Source organism: Rhizobium sp. BIGb0125, from assembly GCF_024810055.1.
GTDB lineage: Bacteria > Pseudomonadota > Alphaproteobacteria > Rhizobiales > Rhizobiaceae > Agrobacterium.
Genome location: NZ_JANUDV010000002.1, coordinates 540,106 through 560,176, shown reverse-complemented (window position 1 = coordinate 560,176; position 20,071 = coordinate 540,106). Strand labels below are relative to the sequence as shown.

Sequence of the window (20,071 nt, the reverse complement as noted above, 5' to 3'; positions counted from 1 at the left end):
AACAGTTACGGTTCCCAAAGGGGGAGGGTGACCAGCAGAGATTTTAAGCTGCGAGCCTTAGACCAATGCCCCATGGATCTTTCAGAACGATGCCGTCGCTTTGACGTTTAGTTGATATACCCAACCGGTCCAGTGCGGCGACCGCGCTGTCCAACGCACCCTTTTCGTTGAAACGCAGCGAGTAACCGGCAAGGCCCGTCATGTTGTCGCGTCGTGCCTGGGCACCACGGCTGTTCCAGATATTGGCGGCAACATGGTGGTGGTAGGAGCCGGTGGCAAAGAAGCTGGCGCCGGGATAGCGCGCCATGATCTTCAGGCCGAGCACGTCCTGATAAAACTCGTCTGCCTGCGGAATGTTGCCGACCTGCAAATGAATGTGGCCGATGGCGGTACCATCAGGCGCACCTTCCCAGGGTGTCTTGGGGGCAGAGTTGTATAGCTCCTGCAGGTTGAGGCGCAGCGTGTTCATCTCCACCGTGCCGTCCTGCTGATAGGTCCATTCCAGAGGCGAGCGATCGCGATAAACCTCGATACCGTTTCCTTCCGGGTCGGACAGATAGATCGCCTCGCTGACCAGATGGTCGGATGCGCCATCAAGCTGAATATTGTTGTGCGCAATATGGGCCAGCCAATGCGCCAAATCCTTGCGGCTAGGCAGCAGGAAGGCGGTATGGAACAGGCCTGCCGCATTGCGTGGTGCGCGCTCGGCATTGCTGGATGTGGAAAGGGTCAGCAAGGGTTGGCCGTTGACACCAAGTATCTCTCCGCTTGGCTGTTTTTCAATAACCGACAAGCCGATCACCTTCTGGTAATAGTCGGAAACGCGCGCCAAGTCGTTCACGACAAGATGTGCCTGTCCAACATAGGCTGGCCGTGTCAGTGCGAATTGCGATGTTTCAGTCATGACGTCACGAACTCCATCTGCGCTGGCGTGCTTCATCAGCAGGCGGCCGTGCGCTGCGGCGCCGTTCCGGCGACGCTTTATTTGACGTGACTATGGTCTCTCGGGAACGTTCAGGAAAGAGGGGCGTTTGGTGATTGAGCGTGCACTATTTGTTGACAATGAAGTTGTCTGCGCTTGACCTTAATCAAGGCAGAGCACCGCAAATTTGGGAAACTGCATGTGTCGGTGTGGAACCGTTTTATAATTCTCGCGGCGACTGGCTTTGCGCTGAGTCGGGGTTTGGGAACTGGGGCTGTCATCACGCTCAAATAGCCGCAGCCTTAATGTGGAAGGAGAAGCATATGTACAAGAAGATCGTTGTACCTGTTGACATGAGTGCCATTGAAAAGGGTGAAAAGATCATCCGCAAGGCATCGGGTTTGCTGGATGCTGGTGGCGAGATCGTTTTGCTAAATGTGGTCGAGCAGCTACCGGGCTATATCGCCATAGACCTTCCAGTCGACCTGATTGAAAATGCGATCAAGGATGGCAAGGCAAAACTTGTGGAACTGAAAGAGCGGACAGGCATTCAGGCAACAGTTGAAATCCGCAGTGGCCCTCCGGCACGCGAAATTCTTGCCTGCGCGGAGGAACATCATGCCGATCTCATCGTCGTCGCTTCGCATACGCCTGATTTCACCAACTATTTCATCGGTGCGACAGCGGACCGCGTTGTACGCCATGCAAAATGCTCGGTGCTGATCGACCGTTAAACGCAAGGCTGCACGACATCTTGAATTGGCACGGCGGTCTCTCGATGGGTGGCCGCCGCGCTGAAATCGACCATTAGAGGACATGGGTTATGGATACGTCTGGCTATGAAAAAATCCTGCGCGACAGGCAACGTGAACTGAACAAGCGGCTGCGCAAGATCGAGGATGACTTTGAGCAGCCGGTAAACCCTGACAATGAAGACCGTGCCGTTGAACGCAGCAATGACGAAGTTCTGGATGAGCTTGGCCAAGTCGGACAGGATGAGTTGAAGGCAATTGATGCTGCTCTGGTGCGCATTTCCGATGGCACATTCGGCTCCTGCGTCAGATGTGGCAAGACCATTTCCGCTGAGCGCCTCGCAGCCGTGCCCTACACGCCGTTTTGCCAGGAATGTGCGGCAGAACAGCAAGCTGAACAGGTGTGAGATGAGGCTGTGGCTTGGCGCTTCGCCAGCCACATCTTCATGACAGGCTGCAACATATCAGAACGCAATGTGATCGTCAGTTTCGAGACACCACTTGTTGTTGGCGGGTGTTGTCGGCATTCTATTCGCCTGACAGTAGGAACGGGCCATGAGTGAACTTTGGCGTTTGGGACGCAAATATGATTTTCACGAAATCGTCGCCGACGGCATCGTGCATGGCGTCGGTATCGTGCTTGCCTTGATCGGCGCAACTGCGCTGATTTTCTACGCTACAGTATGGAGCACATTCAGCGGCATGGCCGCCGCCTGGGTCTATGGGCTGGGGCTGGTTTTGTGCCTATCCATTTCCTTTACCTATAATATCTGGCCACATTCGCGCACAAAATGGTATCTGCGGCGGCTCGATCATTCTGCGATCTTTTTGCTGATTGCCGCCACTTACACCCCATTCCTGCAACGCGGTGCAGACGAACCGCTAATCGTGTTTATGTTGGCTTTCATCTGGCTGGCAGCCATTGGTGGCATTGCTCTGAAATGCCTGTTTCCCGGTCGTTATGACCGTTTGGCAATCCTGCTTTATCTCGGAATGGGCTGGAGCGGTGTTCTGATCGCTGCACCGCTTTCACAATATCTCTCGACAGTAACCATCTGGCTGATCGTGGCGGGCGGCATGATCTATTCGCTGGGCGTGATCTTTCACGTCTGGGAAAAACTGCGCTTTCAGAACGCCATCTGGCATGGCTTCGTGGTGGCTGCCGCTGCCGTGCATTATTCTGCGGTTATCACCTGTTTCAGCCTTTCGCCTGTCACCGGCCTGTGAGACATAAGAGCCATATTCCGGCTTTACATGTGATGGACATACCCGATGACACTTATTGTGCGTGACGCGACGGAAGCAGATCTGTCTGCGATCATGGATATTTATAACGACGCCGTTCTCAACACCACGGCGATCTGGAATGACACGGTGGTTGATCTGGAAAACCGCTTGAACTGGTTCAAGGCACGCAAGGACAAGGGATATCCTGTTCTTGCAGCTGAACTGGACGGCAAATGTGTCGGTTATGCTTCTTACGGCGACTGGCGGGCGTTTGATGGTTTTCGCCGTAGCATGGAGCATTCGGTTTACGTGCACAAAGAAGCGCGCGGCACCGGTGCCGGCAAAACGCTGATGCAGGAGTTGATCCTGCGCGCCAGAAACAATGGTGTGCATGTGTTGATCGGAGCAATCGAGGCGGAAAATGCCGCGTCCATTCGCCTGCATGAAAAAATGGGCTTTCGCCATGTCGGCCGGTTTGAGCAGGTTGGCATCAAGTTTGGTCGCTGGCTCGACCTTACCTGCATGGAACTACGCCTCGGCGAAGCGGATCCGACGTGAGCAACATCCATTTTATCACCCACCCTGAAGTCGTGGTCGATCCGGCAAAACCGGTGCCGCGCTGGTGCCTGTCCGATAAGGGCATTGCCCGTATGCGGGTGTTTGCGGCCTCTGCGGCCATGGCCGAGGTTAGGAACGTCTGGGCAAGTGATGAAACAAAGGCCATTGAAGCGGCGGGCATTCTGGCCGGGTTCCATGGTCTTCCGGTTCAGGTGCAGCATGCGCTACATGAAAATGATCGCAGTGCGACCGGCTTTTTGCCGCCCTCTGAATTCGAAGCCATGGCGGATCGGTTTTTTGCCGAACCCGATAAAAGCGTGCGCGGTTGGGAAAGAGCAGTTGATGCGCAGGCCCGTGTTCTACAGGCTTTTCAGTTGATTGCAGCAGAGGCAGACGGGGTGGGTGATATGGCGATTGTCGCCCATGGCGGCGTTGGCACGCTGCTACTCTGCGCCCTGCAAGGCGTAAAAATTGACCGCGCCTATGATCAGCCATTTCAAGGGCATTACTGGACATGGTCGCGTGAGGAGCAGCGCGTTCTTGGCGGATGGCAATCCATCACGCCGGAGTAAGCCTCTGTCGCGGTGAAAGCCGAAGGCCTTCCACGTAAGGGTGACGTCCCGAAAGACGAAGGGCAAGTTTATGTGATCCTGCCCTTCATCAATTTCATGAAGACGCGTTTTGTTATTGCGGCTCAAACACCATGGAATGGCCGTTAATGCAGTAGCGCAATCCCGTCGGTTTGGGCCCGTCAGGGAACACGTGGCCGAGATGGCCACCACAATTGGCGCAACGGATCTCAGTGCGGACCATGCCGTATTTTGTATCGCTGTGCTCGGTTACCGCATCAGCCTTGACCGGCTCGAAATAACTTGGCCAGCCGCATCCCGCATCGAATTTGGTGTCTGAATAAAACAGTGGCTCATCGCAGGCAGCACAACGGTAAAGACCCTTTTCATTGCTGTCCCAATAGGGGCCGGTAAACGCGCGCTCAGTACCGTGTTCCCGCAGGATATGGTACTGTTCCGGGGTCAGTTGTTCTCTCCACTCCGCATCGGTTTTGACGAGTTTAGATGTCTTGATGTCGTTCATGGCGCTGATCCTTTCTGTTGTCCCTTTAGATAAGGTGCGTTACGTCAAGAAAAAAGCCCGCAAGTGCCAGTTCCCCGCATTTGGTGGAGAACTTTGTGTATGGCCCGATTCTCGCTGAAAATGGTTGAGGCACGACCCATGTTACCCTATTGAAAAGAGGGTGTTGTCGAGGGGGATTCTTGACAGTTCCACAGGGGGTGAGATGTCTGAAAATGTCACGTTGATGACATTCATTGTGCTGTTTCTGCCATTTGCAGGCGCGCTGGTTGCACCGTTTCTGGTTCGCAGGTTCAGTCACAACGCCGCCTGGATACTTGCCCTCATTCCGGCCGTTGCTTTTGCCCAGTTCGCCTCTTTTCTGCCGCTTGTCGCAGCAGGGGAAGCCGTCACTGGCGGTTATATCTGGGTGCCGAGCTTCAATCTTAGTTTCTCGTGGTTTCTTGATGGCCTTTCGCTGACCTTCGCGTTGTTGATTACCGGTATTGGAGCTCTCATCGTTCTCTATGCTGGCGGCTACCTCAAGGGCCATCCGCAGCAGGGGCGCTTCCTGTCCTTTCTGCTGCTGTTCATGGGGGCGATGCTCGGCGTTGTGGTCTCCGACAGTTTCCTGATGCTGTTCGTCTATTGGGAACTGACCTCGATCACATCATTCCTGCTCATCGGTTTTGACCATGAGCGCGCGGCATCACGCCGCGCGGCGTTACAGGCGCTGTTGGTCACCGGTGGTGGTGGCTTGGCTCTGCTGGCAGGCCTGATCCTTATCTGGAACATCAGTGGCGTCACCCAACTTTCCCAATTGATGCACGGCGGCGATATCTTGCGTGCCAGCCCGCTCTATCTGGTCACGCTGGTGCTGGTTCTTGGCGGTGCTTTTACCAAATCCGCGCAGTTCCCATTCCATTTCTGGCTGCCCAACGCCATGGAAGCACCAACACCTGTTTCGGCCTACCTGCACTCAGCGACCATGGTCAAAGCTGGCGTCTACCTGCTGATGCGCCTTAATCCGGTATTGGGCGATACGCCCGCCTGGGAAATCCTGCTGCCGCTCTTTGGCGGCATTACCATGCTTGTCGGCGCGTTTCTCGCGGTACGGCAGACCGACCTCAAACTGATGCTGGCCTATACGACGGTGTCTTCTCTTGGTCTTCTGGTCATGCTGACCGGCTTTGGGTCGCCACATGCCATCGAGGCGGCCGTGCTCTATCTCATCGCGCATTCGCTGTTCAAAGGCGCACTTTTTATGGTCGCCGGAATTATCGATCATGAGGCAGGTACCCGCGATGTGACGAAGCTTGGCGGTCTGCGTAAGGCTATGCCGATAACCTTTACCGCGGTGCTGGTCTCTGCGATTTCCATGGGCGGCCTGCCGCCGATGTCTGGATTTTTGGCCAAGGAAGAAATCTACTATGCGCTGGCGCATAATGACCCGCGCGCCGTGTTGTTTCTCGGTGTCGCGATCATCGGCAATGCACTGATGTTTGCCATTGCCTTTGCCGTGGCGCTGAAACCGTTCCTTGGCAAGCCGGTCAAAACACCGAAACATGCGCATGAAGGGCCGGTATTGTTGTGGCTTGGCCCGACCGTCCTGGCCGCATGCGGATTGCTGCTGGCACTGTTTTCCGGTGTTGCCCACCAGTTCCTGTCGACGCCAATGGCAAGTGCCGTTGCCGGAGAGATGAGGGCGGTGGAGATATCCCTGCTGCCGCATATCGGTGTTCCGCTGGCGCTATCGCTACTGACAGTCGTGCTTGGAATTATCGCCTATAAAAGCATTGCGAAGCTGCGCATCCTTATTGCGTCGACGCTGCAGGCAATTGGCGGCGGACCCGACAAGGGCTTTGACTGTTTCGTGGCCCTGATGGTCAAGATTGCATTTCATGTTACCCGCTTCATTCAGCCGGGCCGCATGGAGTTTTATGTCACGGCGACCTTTGCGGTACTGGCCTTTGCACTTCTGGTACCCTTGTTCGTTTACGATGAACTGCCTGACATGCCGGTCTGGCCGCAGGACATTCTGCTGCATGAATTGACCTTCATCGTCATTGCATTGATCGGCCTCGTGGCGATCCTGATGTCGAAGACCCGCCTCAATGCCATTGTTGCTCTTGGTATACAGGGCTTCTCGGTTGCCGTTTTGTTTCTGCTGTTCGGCGCACCAGACCTGTCCTTCACCCAGTTCATGGTAGAAACCCTGTCGGTGGTCATTCTAACCCTTGTCATGACCCGGTTGCGCCTGTCTGCGGTCGATCACCGTTCCTGGGGGCAGATCATACTTGACAGCACCATTGCTATTGCATGCGGTGCCGGTTTTGCGTTGATGCTGCTCAAATCCACGCAAGTGCCATTCAACAACAATCTGACGGACTTCTTCAATCAGTGGTCCAAGGTGATTGCCCACGGCGCCAACGTGGTGAACGTCATTATTGTCGATTTCCGTGGCACGGATACGCTGGGCGAAATCTCTGTCGTGATGATCACCGGCCTTGCCATTCTGGCGCTGATCCGGCTGCGGGCAGGTGTGCGTATTCACCCGCTGGATGATGACCAGGGCGGGCAGGAGAAACGCGCATGAATACGATCATCCTGCGGACCATTGCGCCGGTGATTACCAGTCTGATGGTGCTGTTTTCTATCTTCGTGCTGCTGCGCGGCCATAATGAGCCGGGTGGCGGTTTTATCGGTGGACTGATCGCCGTTTCCGCGCTGGCCATCTACGGCATTGCCTTTGGGGTCAACGCCGTTCGCCGCGCCATCCGTTTCCATCCGCTGGCCATTGCAGGCGCAGGTTTGCTGCTGGCAACCGTATCCGGTTTGGTATCTGTCATTGCCGGTGTGCCTTTCATGACTGGCCTGTGGATCTATCCCAGCCTGTTCGGTGTCGAGGTTCCGCTTGCTACCGTCATGTCCTTCGATGTCGGCGTCTACCTTGTCGTTGTTGGGGCCATAACCTCCATTGCTCTGGCGCTGGAAGAAAGGGACGTTGACTGATGGAAGCCGTTCTTTCTATTGTGGTCGGTATCTTCTTTTCCGTCGCCATCTATCTCATGTTGTCGCGTTACAGCATCCGCATACTGCTGGGCGTTGCGGTGCTGGGCAATGCCGTCAACCTGCTGCTATTTACCTCCGGCCGTCTCACCCGCGAAATCCCGCCAATCATTGGTGCAGGCATGGGCACGTTGCCTGCAGACACGGCCAATCCTTTGCCACAGGCACTGATCCTGACAGCCATCGTGATCTCATTTTCGTTTTTCTGCTTTCTGCTGGTGCTGACCTGGCGTGCCTTTCAGGAACTGAAAACCGATGACACGGACGAAATGCGTAAAGCCGAACCGGCGCATGAACCCTTGCCGCCGCTTGGCTACTGACGTTTCAGCATAGAAAGAAAAAATGGCCGCTCCTTCCTCTATCACGCCAGATTACGCCGCCGCCATGGTCATGCAGCCTGTGGCCACCTCCGAGTGGTTGATCATCCTGCCGGTTGCCGTCTGCATCGCCTTTGGTGCCATCTTGATGATGGTGCGCCACTCCACATGGCTGCATGCACGTATCGCGCTGACAGGTCTTGCAGTGCTTGTGGTTCTGGACGCCGCTCTGTTGTGGAAGGTTGCAACACAAGGGCCGTTCACCATGGTCATGGGACGCTGGCTGCCGCCATTTGGCATTGCTTTTACCGCTGATTTGACTGGTGCGTTGCTGGCCTTTGTTGCGGCGCTGTCGTCGTTTGCCTGCGGCCTTTATTCCCTGTCGGATATGGATGAAAATCGTAAGCGGTACGGTTTCTATCCATTTTTGATGTTGCTGATGGCCGGTGTAAGCGGCGCATTCCTCACCGGTGATATCTTCAACCTCTATGTTTGGTTTGAAGTGCTGCTGATTTCGTCCTTTGGCCTGCTGGTGCTGGGGTCGGAGAGAGAGCAGATCGACGGTGCGCTGAAATATGCGGTTCTAAACCTCATAGGCACAACCCTGTTCCTGATCACCGTCGGTTACCTCTATGCCATCTTCGGCACGCTCAATATGGCTGACATCGTGCTGAAGGCCGGTGATCTACGGGGTACTGCTCCGATGATGACGCTAGCCTGCCTGTTTACACTGGCCTTTGCAATGAAGGCGGCAGCGTTCCCGGTCAATTTCTGGCTGCCTGCATCCTACCACACGCCCAAGATCGTGGTTGCGGCATTGTTCGGCGGTCTGCTGACCAAGGTCGGTGTCTATTCTCTGCTGCGCGTCATGGTCATGCTGTTTCCGGTCGAGCGAGAAGAGTTGAGCTTCGTGATCGCCGTCGTCGCAGCCCTGACCATGATCCTCGGTGCACTTGGCGCTCTGGCGCAAAACGATATCAGGCGCATGCTGGGCTACGTTGTGGTGTCCGGTATTGGTTACATCATGGCAGGTGTCGTCATCGGCACTACAGCCGGTATCAGCGGCGCAATTTTTTATGCTGTCCAATCCGTGTTGCTGATGACCGCTCTCTACCTTGTGGCAGGTGTTGCCGCACGCATTGGCGGTGGCTGGTCGCTCTCTGAACTTGGCGGCCTCTACAAAACCGCACCTCTGTTCTCCGGCTTGGCGCTGGCACTGTTCTTTGCCGGGGCAGGGCTACCGCCCTTCATTGGTTTCTGGCCAAAGGCTATGTTGGTCAAGGCGGCGATTGATATCGGCGCGTGGTGGCTGGCAGCTTCGCTGCTGGTGGCCGGTTTCATCATCACGCTGACCTTTGGTCGTGTCTATCTTCTGGCCTTCTGGCGCCCACAGGTGAAGCAGGTCGGCACACAGACTGCTGTCACCATCCAGCCAGGTTCTTCGATTGCCGTTACTGCTATCGCCGGCCTTGCACTACTTGTGACGATTGGCGGCGTATTTCCAGAAACCGTCTTTAAACTCAGCGAGCTGGCAGCAGAAGGTCTAGTGGATCCATCAGCCTATATACGGTCTGTCTTTCCAGAGGGGAGCCTGAGATGACCCTGCTTATCGTCAATGTTCTCCTTGTCGTCGTTTGGGTTGCCATTACCGGCAGCGCGACGCTTCTCAATATCGGTTTCGGCTTTCTTCTGTCAGCATTTGCGCTTTGGTTGATCCGTGATCAGGTGGGCGGACGCAGTTACTGGATCCGTATTGGCCGTATAGCGTCGTTGATCGGACTGTTCTTCAAGGAGCTGATGCTGTCGGCATGGACTGTCGCCGTGATGGTGGTGAAACCACGCCTCGACCTGCAGCCCGGCATTTTTGCCTTTCCCCTGACTGTGACCAGTGACTTTGAGATAACCTTGCTCGCCAACCTTATTACGCTGACACCGGGCACGCTGTCGGTGGATGTGTCGGAAGACAGGCGTTTCCTTTACGTGCACGCCGTGGATTGCTCGAATATCGAGGCAACGAAGCGGGATATTGCCAATGGCTTTGAGCGCAAGATCATGGAGGCCTTTCGATGAGCGCCGTATCCCTGATCGTATCATGGGCAACTGTTGCTGCCCTCGTCATTCTCTCGCTGTCATTTCTGCTGACCGTCTACCGCGTCATAAAGGGGCCAACACTTCCGGACAGGATTGTTGCCCTTGATATGCTCGTTGGTATTGTGATCGGCTTTATCGCGGTCATCGCCATCAAGACGGGTTTCACGCTCTACATCGATATCGCGATAGCCCTCGGCCTTGTCGGGTTCCTGGCAACCGTTGCTTTTGCCCGCTTCGTGTTGTCACGCGCGCCGAGCAACAACGGCGTGACCGCCAAAGCGGCACGACCGCATGATAAACCACAACGAAAAAAAGCATCGAAAAGGAAGAAGTAATGGAGTTGATCATCGCGCTCATAACCGCGTTTCTGATGCTCTCCGGTGCGCTGTTTGCGCTTGTGGCAGCCATTGGCGTCAACCGCTTCCCAGACCTCTATACACGCATGCACGCCGCCTCAAAGGCGGGTACGATCGGCTCTGGTTTGCTGCTATTGGCGGTAGGAATTCATTCTGTCGATATTTCAATTTTGGCGCGAACCATAGCCGGTTTCTTTTTCTTTATATTGACGGCACCGATATCTGCGCATTTGCTTGCCAGAGCTGCCCATATCGCAGGTTACAAGCTTTGTGATGTGTCTGTTATTGATGAATTGAAGATAACCGAAAGTTGAAAATCTGAATATTATCCAGATCTCCAGCTATATATTACCAAATCATAAGGTTCTCTAACGTCAAGATAGAATTTTCTTGAGGAATACGTAAATTATAAGAAATCAGTAGCTTAAATTAGTATGAAATTATAATTGGACTTTTTTTGAAACGGTGTTATTCGATTTCCCATTAAGTTTCTGATGCTGGTTTTCCTGCCGCGCAACATGCTTTGTGATCATTGAGACTACGTGATCAGTGCTCTCCTAAATGAGCATATGCTTTGTGCGGCGCCGTTGAATGGCCAGTAACAGACGATGTTTGCTTTGTCTGCTGGAAGCCATTTGGGGGTGGTTTCGTAACATGTTCATAAACATGGAAGGGCAGGATCAAACGTTGCCGTACCGGAACGAATTGATAGGAGATACTTATATGACTGAAACCGCATACGGTAGTGCACATGATCTGCTGGTTGAACTAACCGCTGACATTGTTGCTGCCTATGTCAGCAATCATGTTGTTCCGGTTGCAGAACTGCCAAGCCTCATTTCTGATGTGCATTCCGCCTTGAGTGGCACAACAGCCCCAGCCCCTTCTGTAATTGCTGCCGAGAAACAGAAACCTGCCATCTCGGTCAGAAAGTCGGTTCAGGACGATCAGATCATCTGCCTCGAATGCGGCGGTTCCTTCAAGTCGCTGAAGCGCCACCTGACAACCCATCACAACATGACGCCGGAAGACTACCGTGAAAAGTGGGAACTGCCGGTTGATTATCCGATGGTTGCCCCAGCCTATGCCGAAGCACGTTCGCGCCTCGCCAAGGAAATGGGCCTTGGCCAGCGTCGCAAGGCTTCGCGCTAATCGGTTTCAAGTTTGCAGTGCCTCGGCCACGTTCGAGGTCGCGACTTTAAACTGGCAATAATAAGCAGTTTTGAAAACCGGCCTTTAGAGGCCGGTTTTCTTTTGCACGGATTTTTTGTGTATAAAGAGGAAAAAAATCACATTTATTTCATTGCTCGATACGCAGTCCTCGCGACAATATCTCGTTTTCGATAGACTGAAATTATGTGAAGATGCTGTTTTTCAATGATTAAATAATGTTTTCCTGCGGGTTTGTTTGTTGTCACGCCGCAAGGTTGCTGCGAGGATGTACAAAAGTGTTACGATAATTTCCTCTTGCATGCAGCACATGACATGAATTAATTCCTATTCATGAAGGGAGTTCGTTCATGCCAGGGGATACACAAAGGAAAGATATCCAGCCACAACAAGGCCAGAAGAACCCGGCCGCACCGATGGTGATGTGCGGCGGATTGCCATTTCCCACCCGCCGCGTCTGCCGTATCGTCAGGCAGTTGACCAGCGAATTGGTGGTACTTGCGGGGGAGCGTACCCTGGTGCGCAGTGACCGGCGCCGAGCGGCCTGCCACATCAGGCAGATTGCGATGTATGTATGCCATGTTGTGCTTGGCATATCTCTCAGTGACATCGGCATATCCTTTGGCAAGGACAGGACAACAGTCGGTTATGCCTGCAATGTTGTAGAGGACAGGCGCGACGACCCCGGTTTCGACGAGTTCGTTTCTGTCCTTGAGCGTATTACAGCCTCAGTCTTCAGCAAGGCCGACATCTGAAACGGTTCGCCATGTCGCGGTGAACGAAGATAGACGACACAAAAAAGGCGCGACCACAATCGCGCCTTTGAAGGAAGAGCGGACGAACCATTTCCAGGATGAAACCAGTCCGAAGGACCTGCTCGCCAACTGGATAATTATTGCAGGCGCAGCCGTGCCTCTTCCCTGATGCGATTGATCATCGAGCGCAGGCCATTGGCGCGCTGGGAAGAAAGGTGCTCCACCAGACCGATTTTGTCGAAGACTTGGATGGCATCCAGCTGCGTGATCTCGGAGGCATGTTTGCCGGAATAGACGGCAAGCACGATAGCAACCAGCCCGCGCACGATATGAGCGTCAGAATCGCCCTCAAACGTCATCACAGGGTCTTTGTCGGCATCTGCATGTGTCACGAGCCAAACCTGGCTGGCACAGCCCTGAACCTTGTTCTGGGCGTTCTTATGCTCGTCGGCCAAGTCAGGCAGTTCCTTGCCCAACTCGATCACGTAACGATAGCGATCCTCCCAATCATCGAGAAAGGCAAAGTCGTCCATCATTTTGTCGAGAGAGGTCATCACACTATCCATTTAATTGCTTGCCGCCATATAGGTGAAAATCTTGCTGATTTGAACCGCCAAGCAAAGAAAAAGCCCTGCCGGATTTTCGCCGGGCAGGGCGTGACCAAATCTCAGTCCAGTTCAGGCAGTCCGGCGGCAGACGACGGCTATCAACTGTCCGCAAGGTGTATGTGCCGAAGGAGTGGTCATCTTCGGCAGGAATTTCAGATGGCGAGGGCAGCGCCGAATTCAGAGGATATCAAAGGGCAGGGCGCTTTTGCGGAACGGGCACGAAACCCTCAGATGTCGCCTTGTCGCCACTCTGAGGGAATTCAACGCTAATGCTTGGCGTACCGGTCGAGGCGGTCGTCAACTCAGCCGTGGTCTTGTCTTCGTTGACACCAATCTGGGTGTCGAGAAATTCATAGGCAACCTTGGCGCCGTCACGGGCACGTCCGGCCAGAGCGTGGAATGTCTCTGCACCCTGTTCACAAACTTCAGGTTTCTCCGTGCAGATTGCACTGACATAACGGTAGGCTTCACTGGCAGCAGAAACTGCACCTGCGACATTCATCGGTGTCGAGGTCTGCGATTCGTTCTGCGCGGCGCCAAAATAGGATAGCGCCACCAGCACCAGCGAAAACCAGAATGTTCCTTTAATAAGAAACCACATTGTCAACTACCCTGTTTGTTGGCTTGCCTTTCAGGCCTGCCTTGTTTTGCAACGGTATTCCCGTTTGCGAATGCCCTGTTTTTCGGGCTTGAGCAGAACCTACACACAACAGACCAACAGCCGTTTGAAATTTCCGGCGGTATTTTCATCAAATTTGATTCAAATTTTATCTTTTTTCCTTTTCCGGCATGCCGTCCTAAGCAATTGGATCTGATTTAAACGATGATGTTAAGCATAATTGCGGCAGCGCGGCCCTAATGCACCGCAAACGTTGGGTTCTCTTCGCCACAATGATTAACAGCATTTGGAAAATTGAGCAAAATCCGTCGCTTACCCGTCATTAACCATGATTGGCAAAGTCGCTGTGAAATGTTCCGAAATGAGATTTCAGGCCCTTTTGCTGCCCCATCTGACCCATGTCTTTATCCTTTCTTTAAGTGCCAAGACCTATTCTCCGGCCTCGAGAAGACCGTTTTAGGGTTTTGGTGTGCAAGTATTGAGTAACATTGCTGATAGAGCGGTTGCAGGCATTGATCATGTCGCAAGCACGTGGCTTGCGCGCATGGAAGAAGATGCCGTGCAGCGGACCGCCAGAGTGCCGGTGCTGCGCCGGTTCATGGCTTTCAGCTTGTGTGCACTTGTTGTCGTGCCGACCATTTTGAGCCTGTTTGTAAGTCCAGCAATTGCGCTTCCGGCAGGCGCAGCCATCGTGCTTGCAAGCTTCCTTATTGTCATTGCCGTATATCTGGGTGTGCGCCGTCCGGTATCCTCCGCTGCAACTGTGGCCAACCAGCCGGTCAAGCTGGATGCGCTTGCTGCCTATGTTCCTGGCGTGGTTATCTTTTTTGACGAGCTGGGCATGGTGCAAAATGTTGCCGGTCGCGACATCGACGCCTTTCCAAAGAGCGTCAAGGATTGCGCCGGTTATATGTTCGCCGAGCGTATTCATGTGACGGACCGTATTGCCTTTGCACAGGCGCTGGATTGCCTGCGCCAGGGTGCGGAGCAGTCGTCTGTCGAGCTGCGTTTCGAACAATCGTCTCTTAGCCGTGGTGCCGATCAGTTCCTGCATACCCGCATGGATATGACGGCGGTTCGCGAGCCGAGTGGTGAACTTCTGCGGGTCATTGGCCAGCTGCGTGATACGACCGAAAAGGAAGTTTTGCGCGGTGAAGTGGCACGCAAGGTCGCCGAGGCCGAATCGGCCAATGACGCCAAGTCGCGTTTTCTGGCCGCCGTCAGCCATGAGCTGCGCACGCCGCTCAATGCCGTCCTTGGTTTTTCGGATATCCTTGCAGGTGAATATTTCGGCAAGTTCGAAAATGATCGCCAGCGCGAATATGTTGCGCTGATCCGCCAGTCCGGTGCGCATCTCCTGTCTGTGGTCAACACCATGCTGGACATGAGCAAGCTGGAAGCCGGTCGTTACGAGCTGCTGATGGAGCCGTTCAACATAGGCGAATCGATTTCGACCTGCGAGGCCATGCTTGGCCTGCAGGCCAGGGAAAAGGGCGTCACTCTGACCAGCCGCGTCCAGCGCGATCTCGGCGATGTGGTTGCAGACCAGCGCGCCATCCAGCAGGTTCTCATCAACCTGACAGGCAACGCACTCAAATTCACCGATGCCGGTGGCGTCGTCAGCATGGATGCGGCCCGCGAGGGTAACATGCTGAAAATCTCCGTCAGCGATACCGGTATCGGTATTGCCGCTGACAAGATCGATTTACTGGGCCAGCCCTTCATGCAGGTTCAGAACGAATATACCCGTCGCTATGAGGGCACGGGGCTTGGTCTTTCGCTGGTCAAGGGACTGGTTGGTTTGCATGGCGGTCGTTTCGCTATTGCCAGCCGTCCGGGTGAAGGAACAATTGTAACGGTTACATTGCCAATTGACGGTTCAGGCGCAATTGGCTGTGCACAGAATGATGAAACCGAACGCATGGTCGAATTTCCGCCACGTCTTCGGCAGATCGCTTCTGTGGAAGTTATGAAAGAGGGAAGTGTAAATGGCACCGCGAAAGCGAAAATCGCCTGAGAGGAAACCAGCCCGCCGTGAGCCGGGCGTCGTTTCTCTGGCTATTGGCGCTGTGGGGCGCCAGGTGGGGTATCAGATCGGTCAACATCCGCGCCTTGTAGCGGGTGTCGCCGCCTTTACGATTGTCTTCGGTTTCGTGTCTGCCAACGCGCTCTGGTACCAGCCAGGTGTGCATCCGTCACCGTTTCTCAGAACCCGTGACGAAGTCGATCCAAACGGCATTGCCGGCTATCGCGTTGCACAGCCACTCGATGCAGCGGGCGATGTAACGACATTCCGTATCGAGCGCGCACCGGGTGAAGCGGGAGATCAGCAGGACGGCGGCCAGCCGCAGGACGCCGTATCGCAGCAGGCCTCGACACAGGTGTCCGATGGCCAGCCATCCCAAGTGCCTTCGCAACTCGTAGCCGAGATCCAGCAGGAACTGGCCCGCCGGGGTCTCTACGATGGCAAAGCTGACGGCAAGATCGGTCCACGCACCACGGCGGCAATCTTATTCTTTGAAGAAACCGTTGGTATGACGCAAACCGGTGAGCCGACCACGCGCGTTCTCGCTGCACTGAAAATCGATGGTTCGACCGTATCGGCAATTCCCAGAGATCGCCCGAACGAGAGCGCCGGCAATCAGGGTGTCGCGATTGATCCCGTAGCGGCGGCAATTCGCAAATCGGAAAATGCCAAGCCGTCACCGGTCAATGCAACGGCGCAGAATGCCGCCATCAAGCCTGTCAATAATGAGCTTGTTGCCAAGATCCAGCAGGGTCTGGTCAACATCGCCTATGCCAATGTGACCGTGGACGGCATGCTTGGGCAGCAGACCCGCACGGCGATCCGCCACTTTGAAAAACATTACCGCCTGCCTGAAACAGGCGAGCCAAGCGATGCGGTATTGAAGAAGCTGAAGGATATCGGCGCCCTGTAACAGGGCCGCCTGTCCATTCAAGCAGGAAACCCTGAATGCGGTTGAAATCGGATATCTTTGTCGCCGCGCTCATTCGGCGGATATTTGCCAGTGGAGATTTCGCGGCCGTTGAAAAACGTGGGGCGGAAGAGGCGGGCGCGATCTTTATCCGCCAGCGATTTCGTGATGGATCCGAAACGCTCTTTGGCCCGGCGCCACAGGTGTTCTCCGACAGTGAGGAAGGCGACGTAGGACGCCGCTTCGAGGTGCGTCTGCGGCGGCAGAATGCAGCAGCGGTTGCCGCTGTCATTGAGAAGGAAAGTCGCTTCGACAGCGACCTCTGGCTGGTAGAAATTGAAACGGAAAACGCCAGTGACCTGTTTACAGTTGTGAACGGCGATATCTGAGAAACATGCTGGCTGGTCGTGTCAGCCAAACCGTTTCTGTTTGTCCGCATCCTTGGGCTGGAACGTATAGCTGTCGGCACGGCGCCAGCTTTCGATACGCTGTTCACAGGCAATCGCGTCAAGCTTGTACAAGATGCCTTCAGCCCGGCTGATGTCACCAGTCTTCTGGCTAAGATGCGGATAGAAACCCTGCAGCACGAATATCGCGTCTGACGCGTTCATACCCAGCCCCTTGAGGGTTGTTGCCAACTGCACGCCGGAAATATCCAGCATAATGCGTTCTGCAAGCCAGTGGCTGGCCGAAAGCGTGTTCGCAAGGGCGGCAGAAAACTGCCGGGCATCCCGCTCGCGGGCAAAACGCACCAGCAAGGCTTCCTGAATGTCGCTCAGGCGGCGAAGACCCAGCACATCGTCGGATGGACGGCTGACCTGCCGAGCCATGGTCTTGATCTGCTGGCGAAGTTCTTCCTCCCGCGATGGATTGCTTGGCGGAACATCGATGATTTCGGAAGGCATAGGTGCGGCCTGAACGGCCTGCGCGTCCGTTGCCTTTGCCGTTTCCACTGGCTGCGAGGCGGACTGCGAATGGCCAATGCCGACCAGGGCATCGATGACGGTTGGCGAGAGAGATTCTCTGCGCACAATGGCGCGTGCGTGGGCACGCCCTTGCGTCCGGGCAATGGTGATCAGCGTTTCGTCATTGAGAGATTTCGAAGAAATCAGAAACGGTGCGGAAATCGAAATCGGCTGGCTGGCAATAAAAAATGCCACCGGTGCCGGAATATCAGGGTGTTGAGATAGGGCTGCAATGGCCTGGCGCCTTGCCTCATCGGTCGAAGCGGCAAACAAAGGCATGAAAAGCTCTGCAAACTGGCGCAATTCCGACTTCGATGGATGTGCAAGTGTCTCGAAGCTTGTGACCGTAGCCATCAGCACGACATCTTTCTTCCGCATGGCCGTTGGCCTTTCAAGTTCTCGAAACCGGTCGTCCAAAGCGCACCCAATACAACTTACGCAAACGCAATATTGTGTAGATTTAGCACAAATGCGTTGACGTCCTGTTAACTATGGGGGTCTGCGTGCCAAGTTTTTCAGCGAGCATGAAAGTTGCTGTGGAAAATTGCGGAAAAATCAGGGAGGGCAGGAAATGGCGAACAAAGCGCAGCATTTGAAAATGCGGAACCCGCACCATAGTTTTGCTATGAAATGCGGGCCCTAACCGTCGTCATGACGGCTGAATCCTATAGAGAACACTGAACCTTATTCCGTCAAACGCTGATAAACGGATTTCGCCCCCAAATTTTGGGGTGTCAAAAAATGGCGTGAGAAAAAACTATTTCATTACAACGGCATAAATCGCCTAAATCTTGGGTTGTTAAAATTGAGGCCCGTGGTTGTAAGATTAATAAAATCTTGTTGATCTACTACGAGATTTTAGGGTCCGGCCTGTGGATATCTGCACAGTTGCGTCCAAATTAGCATTAACTATCTGTTAACCATAATGTGGCTTGATCGCATACTATGCAGTGGTTCGAATACCGAGTGTAGAAGGCGTTTTAGAATGTCAGTGTGACCGCAGATAATGAGCCTGACTTGCCGCCTTCTTCATAATGTTGACTCAAGTGCCCATGAGTGTGCCAAAGGTCAATGAATGATGCAGCGAAGGAGAGGAGCATGGCAGACATTATCAAACTGGACAGTGCGAATGATCGCTCTTTCCATGGTGCGAAAGCGAAAAGCAGCCCAGCCATCAACGGCCCGGCGCAAATCCTGTTTTTCACTGGCGTGCGTTATGAACGCCGTACGACGGAACCGGAAACACCGGCACCCACAACGACCAACGGTCGCCCTGTACAGCCAGGAAAAGCCGCCAAATCCTGATGGACCGCATCAGTCAACATGCAGGTAGCGGGTCAATATCCGCTAGGTGCCATTATTGCCATTGAAATGGCTCGCATTTCGCCTGATCCAGAAATGTCTCGGCTTCCTGAACGAAGCTGCTCTGCGGTGTCATTGTCCGCAAAACCGCATATCCCTCTGTTTGAACAGATGATGTCAGAATGGCCTGTGCCAGTGCTGCAGGCTGCGCCTTGCGAATTGTTGAAAGCTGCACCGGTGTCGCCACCAGAATATCCATCACACCTTCGGCCGATGTGCGGTCATTCATGCTGAACACTTCGTTGGATGCGCTGTCGTAAATGGCTATAGACCAGAACGGCACATTACCGAAGGCGGTCAACCGCAAGGGCATCTCTTCAATGTCAAAGGTGCAGACGGCCACCTTCATGAACGGGTCGCCACTGCCAAGTGCTGCCTTGTCACGCGTATCCTTCAACAGATGAAACGTGTTGGCGGGCCCTTCGGCCATTGAGCGCGTATAGGCATCACGATTGCTGAAATGCGGAACAGCCAGCACGATGATGAGGTGCAGCAGGGCCGCACCGATCAGCCCGGTAAAGATTGCCAGTGCGATCCTAAGCATTGCCACACCCCGTCCGGATAATGCTTGGCATGGTCAGATCGATAAGACCGGAACTGCCCGCCACTGGTGTGTCGAGCAGTGTCAGCACCAGCTTGAACTCTCCGCTTGCGGGAATGGCCAGCCAGTTGAATGTCTGGGCGGTGGAGGCGACAGCGATATCGATATCACCTTCAGGACCGCGCAAAAGTGTCCGTGAATTCAGCGCCGCTGGCCGTCCGCTGCCGTCGTCTAGCAGATTGCCCTGCATATCGGCAGCGTAAAGCGTCCAGAAGCGGGCAGGTGGTGTCACGCCCTCGATATTGTATCGGCAGCCGCCGACCAGTCTATTGCCTTGATTGTCGACTGTCGCGGTGAAGGCCAGGCCCTCGGCGGTGCCGTACAGCAACTTGCCAGCATCTGCGCGGTGAGACTTGGCGTAAGGATCGGCATTGACTGTCTGGGCTTCCGGGAAGGCGTCCCACTGGCCGATCCGGATGGAACCAAAACCGGAGGTCGCTTCCAGCGCCGCTAATGTCGAGACAATGCCGCCACCAAAAGCGATGACCAGCATGATGGCGACAAGAAAGGGAACCCTTAGCACTTGTATATTTCCTGTTCCGAACCGCGCCATGGTTTACCGCGAGTATAAAGTCAGTCTGCGGAGGCTGGAAGCCTGTCTGGTTTACCTGCCTCAGACCGGCTCCAGCCTGTTGTTTCGTTTGCTTCTGGGGCAAAACCGGTGCCGGTATGCCCCTGCAAACGTTAGAGCGCCG

General features: G+C 54.5%; 25 protein-coding genes. 18 read left to right on the top strand and 7 right to left on the bottom strand.

Annotated elements, in window-relative coordinates; genetic code table 11:
* Positions 1-43: 43 nt before the first annotated feature.
* Positions 44-904 (bottom strand): VOC family protein, encoded by an 861-nt coding sequence (locus tag M2418_RS06715; protein ID WP_259145584.1) that lies wholly within the window; start codon positions 902-904, stop codon positions 44-46.
* A gap of 341 nt (positions 905-1,245) precedes the next feature.
* On the opposite strand from M2418_RS06715, the gene M2418_RS06710 reads away from it, so the two are divergent.
* The 5 genes from M2418_RS06710 (at position 1,246) to M2418_RS06690 (ending at position 4,031) form a co-directional block, all read left to right on the top strand.
* Complete coding sequence (locus tag M2418_RS06710; RefSeq protein ID WP_259145582.1) at positions 1,246-1,656, top strand: universal stress protein; 411 nt, start codon at positions 1,246-1,248, stop codon at positions 1,654-1,656.
* A gap of 89 nt (positions 1,657-1,745) precedes the next feature.
* Positions 1,746-2,081, top strand: coding sequence for a TraR/DksA C4-type zinc finger protein (locus tag M2418_RS06705; RefSeq protein WP_259145580.1), 336 nt, complete (start codon positions 1,746-1,748; stop codon positions 2,079-2,081).
* Between the two features lie 148 nt (positions 2,082-2,229).
* The gene (locus M2418_RS06700) at positions 2,230-2,901 is read left to right on the top strand and encodes a hemolysin III family protein (RefSeq protein WP_250983070.1); all 672 of its coding nucleotides are present in this window, start codon (positions 2,230-2,232) and stop codon (positions 2,899-2,901) included.
* Positions 2,902-2,946: 45 nt separating this feature from the next.
* Positions 2,947-3,459 carry a GNAT family N-acetyltransferase gene (locus M2418_RS06695; protein WP_259145577.1) on the top strand — a complete coding sequence of 171 codons (513 nt, stop codon included), beginning with the start codon at positions 2,947-2,949 and terminating at the stop codon, positions 3,457-3,459.
* The gene (locus M2418_RS06690; RefSeq protein WP_259145576.1) at positions 3,456-4,031 is read left to right on the top strand and encodes a histidine phosphatase family protein; all 576 of its coding nucleotides are present in this window, start codon (positions 3,456-3,458) and stop codon (positions 4,029-4,031) included. Before M2418_RS06695 ends, M2418_RS06690 begins: the two co-directional genes overlap by 4 nt.
* 112 nt (positions 4,032-4,143) lie before the next feature.
* Here the strand turns inward: M2418_RS06690 and msrB are convergent, their stop codons facing one another.
* On the bottom strand, positions 4,144-4,551 hold the full coding sequence (gene msrB / locus M2418_RS06685) for a peptide-methionine (R)-S-oxide reductase MsrB (protein ID WP_192487295.1): 408 nt from the start codon (positions 4,549-4,551) through the stop codon (positions 4,144-4,146).
* 202 nt (positions 4,552-4,753) lie between these two features.
* On the opposite strand from msrB, the gene M2418_RS06680 reads away from it, so the two are divergent.
* From M2418_RS06680 to M2418_RS06640, 9 genes are all read left to right on the top strand, one after another.
* Positions 4,754-7,123, top strand: a complete 2,370-nt coding sequence (locus M2418_RS06680; protein ID WP_259145575.1) for a putative monovalent cation/H+ antiporter subunit A — start codon at positions 4,754-4,756, stop codon at positions 7,121-7,123.
* A complete protein-coding gene (locus M2418_RS06675) occupies positions 7,120-7,539 on the top strand; it encodes a Na+/H+ antiporter subunit B (protein ID WP_250983066.1) in 420 nt (139 codons plus the stop codon). Before M2418_RS06680 ends, M2418_RS06675 begins: the two co-directional genes overlap by 4 nt.
* On the top strand, positions 7,539-7,916 hold the full coding sequence (locus M2418_RS06670) for a Na+/H+ antiporter subunit C (protein WP_259145572.1): 378 nt from the start codon (positions 7,539-7,541) through the stop codon (positions 7,914-7,916). Before M2418_RS06675 ends, M2418_RS06670 begins: the two co-directional genes overlap by 1 nt.
* Before the next feature lie 22 nt (positions 7,917-7,938).
* Positions 7,939-9,513 carry a Na+/H+ antiporter subunit D gene (locus tag M2418_RS06665; RefSeq protein ID WP_259145570.1) on the top strand — a complete coding sequence of 525 codons (1,575 nt, stop codon included), beginning with the start codon at positions 7,939-7,941 and terminating at the stop codon, positions 9,511-9,513.
* On the top strand, positions 9,510-9,983 hold the full coding sequence (locus M2418_RS06660; RefSeq protein ID WP_259145568.1) for a Na+/H+ antiporter subunit E: 474 nt from the start codon (positions 9,510-9,512) through the stop codon (positions 9,981-9,983). The genes M2418_RS06665 and M2418_RS06660 overlap by 4 nt, the downstream gene beginning before the upstream one ends.
* The gene (locus M2418_RS06655; RefSeq protein ID WP_259145567.1) at positions 9,980-10,339 is read left to right on the top strand and encodes a cation:proton antiporter; all 360 of its coding nucleotides are present in this window, start codon (positions 9,980-9,982) and stop codon (positions 10,337-10,339) included. Before M2418_RS06660 ends, M2418_RS06655 begins: the two co-directional genes overlap by 4 nt.
* Complete coding sequence (gene mnhG, locus M2418_RS06650; protein ID WP_192487302.1) at positions 10,339-10,674, top strand: monovalent cation/H(+) antiporter subunit G; 336 nt, start codon at positions 10,339-10,341, stop codon at positions 10,672-10,674. Before M2418_RS06655 ends, mnhG begins: the two co-directional genes overlap by 1 nt.
* 409 nt (positions 10,675-11,083) lie before the next feature.
* Positions 11,084-11,512, top strand: coding sequence for a MucR family transcriptional regulator (locus M2418_RS06645; RefSeq protein WP_192487303.1), 429 nt, complete (start codon positions 11,084-11,086; stop codon positions 11,510-11,512).
* A 434-nt stretch (positions 11,513-11,946) separates the two neighbouring features.
* A complete protein-coding gene (locus M2418_RS06640) occupies positions 11,947-12,285 on the top strand; it encodes a helix-turn-helix domain-containing protein (protein ID WP_405049395.1) in 339 nt (112 codons plus the stop codon).
* A gap of 137 nt (positions 12,286-12,422) precedes the next feature.
* On the opposite strand, the gene M2418_RS06635 is transcribed toward M2418_RS06640, so the two are convergent.
* Together M2418_RS06635 and M2418_RS06630 are read right to left on the bottom strand one after the other, a co-directional pair.
* Positions 12,423-12,839 carry a SufE family protein gene (locus M2418_RS06635; RefSeq protein ID WP_259145564.1) on the bottom strand — a complete coding sequence of 139 codons (417 nt, stop codon included), beginning with the start codon at positions 12,837-12,839 and terminating at the stop codon, positions 12,423-12,425.
* A 241-nt stretch (positions 12,840-13,080) separates the two neighbouring features.
* Positions 13,081-13,494, bottom strand: a complete 414-nt coding sequence (locus M2418_RS06630) for a DUF5330 domain-containing protein (RefSeq protein WP_259145563.1) — start codon at positions 13,492-13,494, stop codon at positions 13,081-13,083.
* A gap of 505 nt (positions 13,495-13,999) precedes the next feature.
* Here M2418_RS06630 and M2418_RS06625 point away from each other — a divergent pair.
* The 3 genes from M2418_RS06625 to M2418_RS06615 are packed head-to-tail and all read left to right on the top strand — an operon-like array spanning position 14,000 to position 16,837.
* Positions 14,000-15,529 (top strand): HAMP domain-containing sensor histidine kinase, encoded by a 1,530-nt coding sequence (locus M2418_RS06625; RefSeq protein WP_259145913.1) that lies wholly within the window; start codon positions 14,000-14,002, stop codon positions 15,527-15,529.
* Positions 15,501-16,451, top strand: a complete 951-nt coding sequence (locus tag M2418_RS06620; protein WP_259145561.1) for a peptidoglycan-binding domain-containing protein — start codon at positions 15,501-15,503, stop codon at positions 16,449-16,451. The genes M2418_RS06625 and M2418_RS06620 overlap by 29 nt, the downstream gene beginning before the upstream one ends.
* A gap of 35 nt (positions 16,452-16,486) precedes the next feature.
* A complete protein-coding gene (locus tag M2418_RS06615; RefSeq protein ID WP_259145560.1) occupies positions 16,487-16,837 on the top strand; it encodes a DUF1491 family protein in 351 nt (116 codons plus the stop codon).
* 21 nt (positions 16,838-16,858) lie between these two features.
* On the opposite strand, the gene M2418_RS06610 is transcribed toward M2418_RS06615, so the two are convergent.
* Positions 16,859-17,791 carry a DUF2336 domain-containing protein gene (locus M2418_RS06610; RefSeq protein WP_259145558.1) on the bottom strand — a complete coding sequence of 311 codons (933 nt, stop codon included), beginning with the start codon at positions 17,789-17,791 and terminating at the stop codon, positions 16,859-16,861.
* Positions 17,792-18,511: 720 nt separating this feature from the next.
* Here M2418_RS06610 and M2418_RS06605 point away from each other — a divergent pair.
* Positions 18,512-18,718 (top strand): hypothetical protein, encoded by a 207-nt coding sequence (locus M2418_RS06605; RefSeq protein ID WP_259145557.1) that lies wholly within the window; start codon positions 18,512-18,514, stop codon positions 18,716-18,718.
* Positions 18,719-18,770: 52 nt separating this feature from the next.
* Here the strand turns inward: M2418_RS06605 and M2418_RS06600 are convergent, their stop codons facing one another.
* Entirely contained in the window at positions 18,771-19,319 is a 549-nt protein-coding gene (locus M2418_RS06600) for a DUF1254 domain-containing protein (protein WP_259145555.1), read from the bottom strand.
* Positions 19,312-19,899 (bottom strand): DUF1214 domain-containing protein, encoded by a 588-nt coding sequence (locus tag M2418_RS06595; protein ID WP_192487309.1) that lies wholly within the window; start codon positions 19,897-19,899, stop codon positions 19,312-19,314. Before M2418_RS06595 ends, M2418_RS06600 begins: the two co-directional genes overlap by 8 nt.
* Positions 19,900-20,071: the final 172 nt, after the last annotated feature.